The sequence below is a fragment of the Methylonatrum kenyense genome, from assembly GCF_023195885.1.
Classification (GTDB): Bacteria; Pseudomonadota; Gammaproteobacteria; order Nitrococcales; family Aquisalimonadaceae; genus Methylonatrum; species Methylonatrum kenyense.
In genome coordinates this window covers 169,093-180,090 of the sequence record NZ_JALPKO010000002.1, presented here as the reverse complement: position 1 = coordinate 180,090, position 10,998 = coordinate 169,093, and the positions used below count along the sequence as shown (strand labels likewise).

10 protein-coding genes are annotated in these 10,998 nt (G+C 65.5%); 3 read left to right on the top strand and 7 right to left on the bottom strand.

Annotated elements, in window-relative coordinates; translation table 11 throughout:
* The first annotated feature begins 61 nt into the window (after window positions 1–61).
* Entirely contained in the window at window positions 62–2,341 is a 2,280-nt protein-coding gene (locus M0534_RS02990) for an NADP-dependent malic enzyme (RefSeq protein ID WP_248566934.1), read from the top strand.
* A 9-nt stretch (window positions 2,342–2,350) separates the two neighbouring features.
* Here the strand turns inward: M0534_RS02990 and M0534_RS02985 are convergent, their stop codons facing one another.
* From M0534_RS02985 to M0534_RS02960, 6 genes are all read right to left on the bottom strand, one after another.
* A complete protein-coding gene (locus M0534_RS02985) occupies window positions 2,351–3,592 on the bottom strand; it encodes a heme biosynthesis HemY N-terminal domain-containing protein (protein ID WP_248566933.1) in 1,242 nt (413 codons plus the stop codon).
* Complete coding sequence (locus M0534_RS02980) at window positions 3,589–4,833, bottom strand: uroporphyrinogen-III C-methyltransferase (protein WP_248566932.1); 1,245 nt, start codon at window positions 4,831–4,833, stop codon at window positions 3,589–3,591. The genes M0534_RS02985 and M0534_RS02980 overlap by 4 nt, the downstream gene beginning before the upstream one ends.
* Entirely contained in the window at window positions 4,823–5,632 is an 810-nt protein-coding gene (locus M0534_RS02975; RefSeq protein WP_248566931.1) for a uroporphyrinogen-III synthase, read from the bottom strand. Before M0534_RS02975 ends, M0534_RS02980 begins: the two co-directional genes overlap by 11 nt.
* Window positions 5,610–6,560 (bottom strand): hydroxymethylbilane synthase, encoded by a 951-nt coding sequence (gene hemC, locus M0534_RS02970; RefSeq protein ID WP_248566930.1) that lies wholly within the window; start codon window positions 6,558–6,560, stop codon window positions 5,610–5,612. Before hemC ends, M0534_RS02975 begins: the two co-directional genes overlap by 23 nt.
* Window positions 6,561–6,696: 136 nt before the next feature.
* Complete coding sequence (locus tag M0534_RS02965) at window positions 6,697–7,425, bottom strand: LytR/AlgR family response regulator transcription factor (protein WP_248566929.1); 729 nt, start codon at window positions 7,423–7,425, stop codon at window positions 6,697–6,699.
* Window positions 7,422–8,456, bottom strand: coding sequence for a sensor histidine kinase (locus tag M0534_RS02960; RefSeq protein ID WP_248566928.1), 1,035 nt, complete (start codon window positions 8,454–8,456; stop codon window positions 7,422–7,424). Before M0534_RS02960 ends, M0534_RS02965 begins: the two co-directional genes overlap by 4 nt.
* Before the next feature lie 131 nt (window positions 8,457–8,587).
* On the opposite strand from M0534_RS02960, the gene argH reads away from it, so the two are divergent.
* Complete coding sequence (gene argH, locus M0534_RS02955; protein WP_248566927.1) at window positions 8,588–9,985, top strand: argininosuccinate lyase; 1,398 nt, start codon at window positions 8,588–8,590, stop codon at window positions 9,983–9,985.
* Window positions 9,986–10,087: 102 nt separating this feature from the next.
* Here argH and M0534_RS02950 read toward each other — a convergent pair whose 3' ends face one another.
* The gene (locus M0534_RS02950) at window positions 10,088–10,759 is read right to left on the bottom strand and encodes an alpha/beta hydrolase (protein WP_248566926.1); all 672 of its coding nucleotides are present in this window, start codon (window positions 10,757–10,759) and stop codon (window positions 10,088–10,090) included.
* Window positions 10,760–10,848: 89 nt separating this feature from the next.
* On the opposite strand from M0534_RS02950, the gene lptM reads away from it, so the two are divergent.
* Window positions 10,849–10,986: an LPS translocon maturation chaperone LptM gene (gene lptM, locus M0534_RS02945; RefSeq protein ID WP_248566925.1), complete on the top strand. Its 138-nt coding sequence runs from the start codon at window positions 10,849–10,851 to the stop codon at window positions 10,984–10,986.
* The last annotated feature ends 12 nt before the right edge of the window (window positions 10,987–10,998 follow it).

Genomic DNA, 10,998 nt, shown 5'->3' with positions numbered 1-10,998 from the left:
CCTTCCCGCTTCCTGACTCCCTATACTCGGCGATTGCAACCCGACCGGAGACAAGCCCGTCATGGCCGACGACCTGCGTGATGCCGCCCTTGAGTACCATCGCTACCCCAGCCCCGGGAAACTCACGATCAGCCCGAGCAAGCCGCTGGCCAATCAGCGGGACCTGGCACTGGCCTACTCGCCGGGCGTGGCGGCCGCCTGCGACCTGATCGTTCAGGACCCCCAGGAGGCGGCGAACCTGACATCCCGCGGCAACCTGGTTGGCGTGATCAGCAACGGCACGGCGGTGCTTGGCCTCGGTGCCATCGGTCCACTGGCCTCGAAACCGGTGATGGAAGGCAAGGCTGTCCTGTTCAAGAAGTTCTCCGGCATCGACGTCTTCGATATCGAGATCGAGGAACGGGACCCGGACAAACTGGTGGACATCATTGCCAGCCTGGAACCGACCTTCGGCGGCATCAATCTGGAGGACATCAAGGCACCGGAGTGCTTCGAGATCGAAGCGCGGCTCAAGGAGCGCATGAACATTCCGGTGTTCCATGATGACCAGCATGGCACTGCGATCATCACGGCCGCCGCCATCCGCAATGGCCTGCGGGTGGTGCAGAAATCACTGGAGGAGGTGCGCCTGGTCTGTTCCGGGGCCGGTGCGGCCGCCATCGCCTGCCTGGATCTGCTGGTCGGCCTGGGCATGAAGCCGGAAAACATCGTCGTCACCGACCGCGACGGCGTGGTGCATAGCGGCCGCACTGATCTCGACCCGCGCAAGGCGATCTATGCGCGCGAGACCGAGGCGCGCAGCCTGGCCGACATCATCGCCGGCGCCGACGTCTTCCTGGGCCTGTCCGCCCCGGGCGTGCTGACCGCCGAGATGGCCCAGACCATGGCCGACAAGCCGCTGATCCTGGCGCTGGCCAACCCGGTGCCGGAGATCCTGCCGGAAGTCGCGCAGGAGGTCCGTCCCGACTGCGTGATGGCAACCGGACGCTCGGATTATCCGAACCAGGTCAACAATGTGCTGTGCTTTCCGTTCATCTTCCGCGGCGCCCTGGATGTCGGCGCCACCAGCATCAACGAGGAGATGAAGCTGGCCTGCGTCGAGGCCATCGCCGACCTGGCGATGCAGGAGTCATCCGACGTGGTGGTCGCCGCCTATGGCGGCAAGCCGCTGCGCTTCGGCCCGGAATACCTGATTCCGAAGCCATTCGACCCGCGCCTGATCTCCCGCATCGCGCCGGCCGTGGCCAAGGCGGCGATGGACAGCGGTGTCGCAACACGGCCGATCGAGGATTTCATGGCCTACCGGCTGCGACTGAACCAGTTTGTGTTCCAGTCTGGCCTGGTCATGAAGCCCCTGTTCGAACGGGCCCGCCGCAGCCTCAAGCGCGTGGTCTATGCCGAGGGGGAACAGGAACGCGTGCTGCGCGCCGTGCAGGTGGTGGTGGATGACGGACTGGCCGCACCGATCCTGATCGGCCGCCGCAAGGTGGTGGAGATGCGCATCCGGCGTCTGGGGCTGCGCCTGGTCATCGGCGAGAGCGTCGAGCTGGCCGATCCGGAAGACGATCCGCGTTACCGCGAATACTGGACGCTCTACCACAGCCTGATGGAACGCCGTGGCGTCACGCCCGACCAGGCGCGCAATATCGTGCGCACGCGCAACACCGTGATTGCCTCGCTGATGGTCTACCGGGGCGAAGCCGACGCACTGATCTGCGGCACGGTGGGCCGCTACCACCGCCAGTTGAACTACATCGAATCGGTGCTCGGCCGGCGCCCCGGCGTGCGCAATCTGGCGGCGATGAGCGCCTTGATCCTGCCCAAGGGCACCTTCTTCCTCTGCGATACCTATGTGTCCGCCGACCCGACTGCGGCACAGATCGCCGAGATGACGATTCTCGCCGCCGACGAGGTCCGCCGCTTTGGCGTCACACCCAAGGTGGCGCTGCTGTCCCACTCCAGTTTCGGATCCTCGGATGCCGCATCGGCGGCCAAGATGCGGGAGGCACTGCAACTGATCGAGGCACGCGACCCTTCGCTGGAGGTCGAGGGCGAGATGCACGGCGATGCCGCGCTGTCGGAAACCATCCGCCAGCGAATCTTCCCCAACTCCCGGCTGAAGGGAAACGCGAATCTGCTGATCCTGCCGACACTGGATGCCGCGAACATCGCCTTCAACCTGCTCAAGATCATGGGTGACGGCGTCTCGGTGGGACCGATCCTGCTCGGCACCAACAAGCCGGCGCACATCCTGACGCCGTCCACCACCACCCGCGGCATCATGAACATGACGGCGCTGGCCGCGGTGGAGGCCAGCATGCTGGAAAGCGGCACAGACTAGTACGCGAACCTAACTCTCCGCCATGTTTGGCAGCGGTTTGCGCAATTGCCGGAGACCGGCCGGCGGATGGAACGCGGCACCGAGTTCGGAGGCGCGACGGTACGATGCCAAAGCCTTGTCGATCTCGCCCAGGCGCTCCTGCATGCTGCCGAGCAGATAGCAGGCCTCGCCGCTGGGCTCCCGGGACACCGCGGCCTCCAGATAGGAACGGGCCCGCCCCCAGAGTCCGTTGCAGATAGCCAGTCGGCCGGCTGCCAGCAGCAGCGCCGCGTCTTCCGGGCGCTGCTTCAGCCACGACTCGACCTGTCGCAGCGGCGCACTGGAATCGGCGAGTTCCAGCCGACCGTAGCGGTCGACCCATTCGCTGCGCCACTCCCGATGCAAACGTTGTCGCAAAATCCGCTCTGCCTCGGCATCGGCGGTGGAAAACTGCATGCGGCAGTCAACGTAACAGAGCGCCACCTCGCGATCATCGTTGGCGGAGCGCGGCAGGCCATTCCAGGCCCTGGTCAGCGCCGACTCATCCAGCCGGGCGGCATTGCGCAGACTGCCGATGGCGGCGGTCCGCTCGAGTCGGGCAAGGGTCGCTTCATCCATGCGTCCTTCACGGCGAAGTCCGGGCAGCAGGCTCAACAGGCGGTCCCATTCACCGAGCGGTTCGCAGACCCGCGCCAGCAATTCCCGCACCCGGGCCTGACGCGGCCATTTCTCGTTCAGATAGGTCAGGCTGGCGAATGCTGTCTCCCACTGCTTGTCCTCCAGACTGAAACGGGCCTGCACCAGGCCCACGGCGAGCCGCGCCTGGGAATCACTGCGATCAGCCTGCGCCAGATAATCGTCGCGCCGCGCGGTCGCACCCAGGCCATGGGCGGCTAACGCCGCGCAAAGGTAGTGCAGCAGGGGGACATCGGCCTTGGGCGCAGACCGGGCCAGTGACCGCTCGGCCTCGGCGTAGCGACCCTCCATGATCCGGAGCAGACCACGCACGAGTCGATCGCGGGCGCCGCCGAGACGCCGCCGCTGCATCCAGCGCCGGAAGCTGCCCGGTGTGCGCACAAGACGGATCAGCGCTCGCAGCAGCGCATAGCCGAGCAGGACCAGGATCACGGCGACCGCCACGGCAAGGAAAAGACTGGTTTCCAGGGTGGTCTGGCCGACGTTGACCATCACATAGCCGCCCTGATGGTGGAACCAGAGGGCCGCGATCACGCTCAGCAGGAGCGCGGCGAGCAGCAGGAAAAGGCGGATCATGAGTCGTCCTCCTCGGCCTCATCGAACCGATCCAGTTCCGGCAACAACTCCGCCAGATCAGGCAGTTCCGGCCGCAGCTCCAGCGCCTTCAGTTCCTGCAGCCTTTCCCGCGCGGCGCGTACGCCGTCATCCTGCTGGAAGTAGCGCTGCAGCCAGTCATCGGCCTCGCCAAGGCTGTCTTCCCAGACGCGCTGATCGCCCAGCAGCAGGGCGATCCGGGCCCCTTGCAGGCTCAGCCGCAGGTTTTCCCGCAGGTACCACTCTTCTTCCGCTCCCATCAGCGGTGGCGCCGGTTCGCCGCGATGCACGACCACCAGGCTGGCCAGACTCTCACGGAACTGCAGCCAGGCGCGTGCACCGGCTTCACGCCAGCCCTCGACGGAATCCAGTTCGGCGTCCCGCTGCCGCCCCATGGCCTGCGGGTCAAGCCGGGTGTCTGGCTGATGCACGGCGAAATCATCCAGCGAGGTCATCAACTCGCGCAGCTCGACGGCATGCGCACCCCGGTCCGGCAAGCGCACGTCCAACAAGGCCTCAATGGCGTCGCGAATCGCCCGGCGTTGATTAACGGTATCCGCGTCCAGCGCCCGCAATATGGCATCCGCCTCGCGCAGGGCTGCCAGTGCGCTGTCGGGATCCTGGTACAGGCGCACGCGATGCACCGCCAGCCCGAGCAGGTACTCGACTTCGGTCCGGGCCCACTCCTCCCGCCGGTCGTCGGTCAACTCCTGCAGGCGCTCGAGGCGTTCATCGACACGCGACTGGCGCTCGCGAACGCCCTGCATCAATTCTTCCGCACGGGCCAGCGTCTGCACATGCGCCTGATGTTCGGCGGCCAGGTTGTCGACGCGCCCCTCCAGTCGATCCGCGCGCGCCACCGCCGAGTCACGAATCTCGTCCAGACCGGATTCCAGGTCATCGCGCAGCGCCGCCACCTCATCGGCATCGGCAACAGTGTCCTGAGCGCCGATCAACTCTTGCTGGCGCTGCCACAACAACCAGCCGCCGACGGCCAGCGCCATTGCCAGCAGCAGACTGATGATCAACGCCAGGATGGCAATACCACTTCCTCGACCGCCGCCGGACGTCTCGCTGGACGGCGTCCGCTCGCCGCCCGGCCCGCCATCATCCTCTGGCCGGGAACCCTCCTGTTGCGATTCCGCCGCGGCGTCGACAGAGGCTTCGTCATGCTCCGCGGCCTGTTCCTTGGTGTCCGATTCACGCTGCTTGTCATCGCTCATGGGCATGTCCGCCTCTCGTGATCTGTTCACTCCAGCCTACTACGGCATGGACCAAAGCTGCATCGCTGGCCCGAGTGACCAGAATGCTGGCAGTGAAGCCGGCCCGTTTCGCGGTCTCTGCCAGCCGCTCACTGACGGTCAGCAGAGGCAGCTCCTGCAGACGTGACCAGGCCCGTGGCCCCGCCAGTCGTTGCAGATTGGCAAGGGCCTCTCCACTGGTGACGATCGACAGATGCAGATCGCCCTCTGCCAGGGCCTGCCGCAGGGGTTCAGCTGCAGTATCGGGCAGAACCCGACGATAGACCGGCAATACCTTCAGGACCACTCCATCCTGCCGCAGTTGACGGGCGATCAGGCCGCGACCACCTTCGCCGGTGACCAGCATCACCGGCCGCCCCTCCAGCCCCCGCAATTGTGGCAGAGCCAGCAAGGCCTCACTGGTGTATGGCGGAGGCGCCGCCAGCACCTGGTCAAAACCCGCCGCGTGCAAGGCCGCTGCGGTACTGGCACCGATGGCCGCCACCAGCAGGTGGCGCGGAACCGGCAAATCGCGGTCCCGTAGCAGGTCAGTAAAGCCCTGCACGGCGTTCACACTGGTGAAAAGCAGCAATTCCTGTTCTGCCGCCGTGCGCAGCAGCACGGCCTCATCGTCGTTCAGGCGTCGCCAGACGATACCGATGACCGGAAAACGCAAGACACGAAAACCCGATTCCCGCAACAGACGGCACAGCGGGCCCGCCTGGTGCGCCGGCCGCGTCACCAGGATGCGCATCTGCTCAGGAGTGCGGCGGCTGGGCATCGGCGGCGGCCAGCACGTCACGCAGGATACGGTCTGCCCCGCGGGCCAGCAGATCCTGGCCGAGCCGCGTGCCCAACTCGTCGGCATCGACCGCGACACCGCGGATCTCGCCACGCACGATCTCCTGTCCATCAGTGGAACCGACCAGGCCGCGCAGGTGCAACTCGTCACCGTCCAGGGTGGCATAGGCGGCGATCGGAATCTGGCAACTCCCCTGAAGTTGGCGGTTCAGGCCCCGCTCGGCCTCCACCCGGATGTGGCTCTCGGTATGATCCAGCGGCGCGATCAGCCGCTCGACCTCACTGTCGCGTTGCCGACACTGGATTCCCAGGGCGCCCTGACCCACGGCCGGCAACACCTCCTCCGGCGGCACCAGATACCGGATGCGCTCGCTCAGTTCCAGGCGTCGCAGGCCCGCGGCGGCGAGAATGATGGCGTCGAACTTGCCGTCGTCGAGTTTCTGCAGGCGGGTGTTGACGCTGCCGCGCAGGGTTTCGATCTCCAGGTCCGGCCGCAAGGCAAGGATCTGGCACTGACGCCGCAGGCTGGCGGTTCCCACCCGCGCGCCGCGTGGAAGATCGAGCAAGCTGGCATGCTCATTGGAAACGAAGGCATCGCAGGGATCGCCGCGCTCCGGGATCACCGGCAACTGCAAGTCCGGCGTGATCTCAGCCGGCACGTCCTTCATCGAATGCACCGCGATGTCGGCGGTCTCTTCCAGCAGCCCCTGCTCCAGCTCCTTCAGAAACAGCCCCTTGCCACCAATCCGCGCCAAGGGCGCATCCAATATGCGGTCGCCGCGGGTGCTCATCCGCACCAGCTCGACGGAAAGCCCGGGATGGCGCTGCTTGAGCAGCGAGGCAACATGTTCCGCCTGCCAGACGGCCAGCGGCGATTTGCGCGTGGCAATGCGCAACAGATCCTTCATCGGACCCCCTTTGGTTCATTAGCGACGGCTGCGGTTCGAACGCGCCCTGGTTGGCCCGGACAGGCACAGCCAATCTGTCGACCGGGCCGTCATGATGCCACGGCTGCGTTGCAGGGCCGAACCGCAGGCCGACGTCTCAGGAACCGAGCTCACGTAACACCCGTCGGACCTCGGGCAGGTGTCGCCGACTGACCTCCAGCCTTTCACCGGAATCCCGCAGCACCAGCATGTGCCGACCGTTGATGTCCTTCTCCAGCCCCTCGATGCGGTCACGGCAGACCAGCGCCTTGCGGTGGATACGCAGCAGCAGGCTCGGAAACCGGTCCTCCAGTTGACGCAGCGAATCGTCAATCAGGTCTTCACCATCATCGTGCACGGCGGTGACATATTTCTGCTCTGCCTCGAAATAGCGGCTTCGCTCCAGCGGAATCAGATGCAGATCACCGCGCCGCCGGCACAGCACATGCGGTGCAGGCTGCGCCGAGACCTCCAGACGCTGTGCGGCCTGGTCGCGGGCCGCCCGCTCCAGGGCAGCAGCCAGCCGCTCGCGGTTCACCGGTTTCAACAGGTAATCGGCGGCCTGCAGGTCGAACGCCTCCAGCGCGTGGTCACCATAGGCGGTAACGAAGATCACACGCGGCGCGTCGGCCTCGCCGCCGTTCAGCTGCGCCGCCGCCTGCAATCCGTCCATGCCCGGCATGCGGATATCCATCAGCACCACGTCGGGCTTGAGTTCCGCAACCTGTTGCAGCGCGTCCTCACCGTCCCTGGCCGCACCCACCACCTGATGGCCGCCCAGGTCACTGACCAGCTGCGCCAGGCGTTCCCGGGCGAGACCCTCGTCATCGACGATCAATACCCTCATGCCGACTCCCTGCGATACGGAAAGGCCATGTGCACAGCATAGGTTTCCTCGTCCTCCGAAGCCGTGAACGATGCCGCGTTACCGAACGCCAGTTGCAGGCGCTCGGCGACGTTGCGCTGTGCGGTTCCGCTTCCGTCCGATTGCCAGTCGCGGCCGGCCAGCGGATTTCGGATATCGATCTGCACCCTGTCGCCACGCAGCCGCCCCTCGACCCGGATCACGCCACCGTCACGCCGCGGCTCGATGCCGTGACGGACCGCGTTCTCCAGCAATGGCTGCAGGCTCATTGGCGGCAGCAGGGCATCCTCCGGCGCCGACGCCAGCTGCCAGTCCAGCTGCAGGCGCTCACCCAGGCGCAGTTCCTCCAGTCGCAGGTAGTTGCGCGCCAGGTCCAGCTCACGCTCCAGCGGCACCAGCCGGTCGACCTCGGCCAGGCTGGCGCGAAAAAGCCCGGACAGATCCTCCACCGCGACCTCGGCCGCTTCGGGTCGCTGCCGAATCAGGGCAAGGATCGTGTTCAGGCTGTTGAACAGGAAATGCGGCCGGATCCGCGCCTGCAGGGCCTCGATCCGGCTCCGGGTCAGGGTCTCCAGGCGCCGCCGCCAGGCAAACTGCTGATGCAGATAGCGCAGGCTGACCGCCGCCGCGATTCCACTAATCGCGAGATTTCGGGCATGGATCTCCCAGGCTTCGCGCGTGACCATCCCCGGCAGCACCTGACGCGCCACTTCGCCGACCAGGAGGGTCACCAGCAGCACCAGCAACCAGGCGATGACGCCCGCCTGGGCCATCGACAGGCGACACAACAATGGCCGCGTCAGGCAGAGTACCAGGGTGCTGGCCAGCGCCACCCACTGCACGAACAGGCTGTACAGGCTGAGTGCAGTCCAGCGATCGACGCCCTGGGGCTGCACCAGCACCATGACAAAGACCAGCAGCTGGGCGATGACCACCACCGCGAACAGGGTCTGCAGACGGCAGAATTCCGGCAGAAAGCAGTTCGTGCGCCGCTCCCGTTCCGACTCCACCATCCCTGTCCCTCTCCCCGTAGCCACCTTCAGCATGGGCTGATCGGGGCCGCTGGAACAAGCACCTGCTGTCTGCGCCGTGCGGATTGCTATACTGTGCCGCCGTTTCAACCCCACTGCAGGAAGCAGCCCCGATGACCAAGCGTACTTCCAGCCAGCTCTGGACCGGCCGTTTCACCGAGGCCACCGATGCCTTCGTCGAGGCGTTCACCGCCTCCGAGCATTTCGACCGCCGGCTGTATGCGCAGGATATCCGCGGCTCCATCGCCCACGCCCGCATGCTGGCCACGGCCGGGGTGCTCAGCGACGCGGAGCGGGACGCGATTATCGAGGGCCTGGCAGCCCTGCGCGCCGACATCGAGCAGGACGATTTCGACTGGTCGCCGGCGCTGGAAGATGTGCACATGAATATCGAGAAACGGCTCACCGACCGCATCGGCGAGGCCGGCAAGAAGTTGCACACCGGCCGTTCGCGCAATGACCAGGTCGCCACCGACATTCGCCTCTACCTGCGCGATGCGATTGACACGATTTGCGCCCAGTTGCTGCGCTTCCAGCAGGGCCTGGTGGACCTGGCCGAGCGCGAAGTGGACACCATCCTGCCCGGGTTTACCCATCTGCAGGTGGCGCAGCCGGTCAGTTTCGGCCACCACATGCTGGCCTGGTACGAAATGCTGGTGCGCGACCAGGAGCGCTTCGAGGACTGCCGCAAGCGGATGAACGTGATGCCGCTGGGCTCGGCGGCGCTGGCCGGCACCAGTTTTCCCATTGATCGCGACATGACCTGCGCCGAACTGGAGTTCGATCGCCCCAGCCGCAATTCCCTGGACGCGGTTTCGGATCGGGATTTCGCGCTGGAATTCACCGCCGCCGCCTCGATCCTGCTGACCCACACCTCGCGGATGGCCGAGGAGATGATCATCTGGGCCTCACCGCTGGTCGATTTCATCGACCTGCCGGACCGCTACTGCACGGGCTCCAGCATCATGCCGCAGAAGAAGAATCCGGATGTGGCGGAGATCGTGCGCGGCAAGACCGCACGCGTGAACGGGCACCTGATGGCGCTGCTGACGCTGATGAAATCGCAGCCGCTGGCCTACAACCGGGACAACCAGGAAGACAAGGAGCCGCTGTTCGACACCGTCGACACGGTACGCGACAGTCTGCACGCCTTTGCCGACATGGTGCCGGCCATGCAGGTGAAGAAGGACACGATGTATGCGGCAGCGAAAAAGGGTTTCGCCACCGCCACCGACCTGGCCGACTACCTGGTACGCAAGGGCGTGCCCTTCCGCGACGCCCACGCCATCGTCGGTGCCGCGGTACGCCATGGGGTCGAACAGGACATGGACCTGGCAGATATGGACCTGCCCACCCTGCGCGGCTTCTCCGAGACCATCGATGAGGATGTCTACAAGATCCTGACGCTGGAGGGCTCGGTCGCCGCCCGCGATCATTTCGGCGGCACCGCACCGAACCAGGTCCGGCAACGCATCGCCGAGGCCAGGCAGCGCCTGGAAGGCGCGGTTTAACGTTAGACGTTAGACATTTTAGGTTTTAGGTTTTAGGTTTTAGGTTTTAGGTTTTAGGTTTTAGGTTTTAGGTTACTGATTTTGAACGTAAAACTTTAAACATTAAACCTTAAACGTCGCCGTTATCCATTCCCCGACGGCAATGATTTCTTCCATACAAACGGCATGCGCCATCGGATAGGTGTGCCATTCCACTGCATAACCCAGTGACGCCAGTTCCTGGCGGGACTGTTCGCCGAGACGCAGCTCCAGCACCGGATCCATTGCTCCGTGGGCCATGAAAATCGGTGTCTCCGCATTGGCGGCACTGCGCTCGGCGGCGACCGTCTCCGGCAGCGGCAGGTAGGTGGACAGCGCCAGGATGCCGGCCAGACGGCGCGGATGACGCAAGCCCAGGTGCAGTGCGACCGCACCGCCCTGGGAAAACCCGGCGAGAATAATCCGTTCATCCGGCACGCCACGCTTGTTCTCCCGCTCAATCAGGGCTTGCACCCGGTCCGCCGCCGCCCTGATCCCGGCCTCGTCCTGGCGACCGCTCCGATCCAGCGAGATCAGGTCGTACCAGGCCCGCATCACCATGCCGCCGTTGAGTGTCACCGGCTGTTCCGGCGCATGCGGGAAAATGAACCGCACCCCGGACGAGGCCGGCAACCGAAGTTCCGGCACGATGGGTCGAAAATCATTGCCGTCGGCGCCGAGGCCATGCAGCCAGATCACCGAGGCGCGGGCCGCGTCGTCACCGATCTCCACGGCATCCAACAGTTTCTCCGTCATGCACCTTCTCCATTTCCACGTCTGCAGCGCAGCCTGCGTTGACTGGACACGGGCGGTATACTGCCTGCTTTGCCGGATCGGAGGCCACCATGCGCCGCTGTTTGCTGCTGATGTTGCTGAGCTGCCTGCTGATCACGGCCTGTGGCCAGAAGGGTCCGCTGTTCCTGCCCGACGAGGACGAGGAGCAGAGCATCGCCCCGGCCGCGCAGGACCAGCGCATCACCTGACACGGTCTCAGC

What these genes read in the sequence shown, in the direction of transcription:
- M0534_RS02975 (WP_248566931.1), bottom strand. Translation starts at nt 5,632, where the DNA reads ATGCCCAGCCGCCGCACTCCTGAGCAGATGCGCATCCTGGTGACGCGG.
- M0534_RS02950 (WP_248566926.1), bottom strand. Translation starts at nt 10,759, where the DNA reads ATGACGGAGAAACTGTTGGATGCCGTGGAGATCGGTGACGACGCGGCC.
- M0534_RS02965 (WP_248566929.1), bottom strand. Translation starts at nt 7,425, where the DNA reads ATGAGGGTATTGATCGTCGATGACGAGGGTCTCGCCCGGGAACGCCTG.
- M0534_RS02985 (WP_248566933.1), bottom strand. Translation starts at nt 3,592, where the DNA reads ATGATCCGCCTTTTCCTGCTGCTCGCCGCGCTCCTGCTGAGCGTGATC.
- M0534_RS02960 (WP_248566928.1), bottom strand. Translation starts at nt 8,456, where the DNA reads ATGGTGGAGTCGGAACGGGAGCGGCGCACGAACTGCTTTCTGCCGGAA.
- argH (WP_248566927.1), top strand. Translation starts at nt 8,588, where the DNA reads ATGACCAAGCGTACTTCCAGCCAGCTCTGGACCGGCCGTTTCACCGAG.
- hemC (WP_248566930.1), bottom strand. Translation starts at nt 6,560, where the DNA reads ATGAAGGATCTGTTGCGCATTGCCACGCGCAAATCGCCGCTGGCCGTC.
- M0534_RS02980 (WP_248566932.1), bottom strand. Translation starts at nt 4,833, where the DNA reads ATGAGCGATGACAAGCAGCGTGAATCGGACACCAAGGAACAGGCCGCG.
- M0534_RS02990 (WP_248566934.1), top strand. Translation starts at nt 62, where the DNA reads ATGGCCGACGACCTGCGTGATGCCGCCCTTGAGTACCATCGCTACCCC.
- lptM (WP_248566925.1), top strand. Translation starts at nt 10,849, where the DNA reads ATGCGCCGCTGTTTGCTGCTGATGTTGCTGAGCTGCCTGCTGATCACG.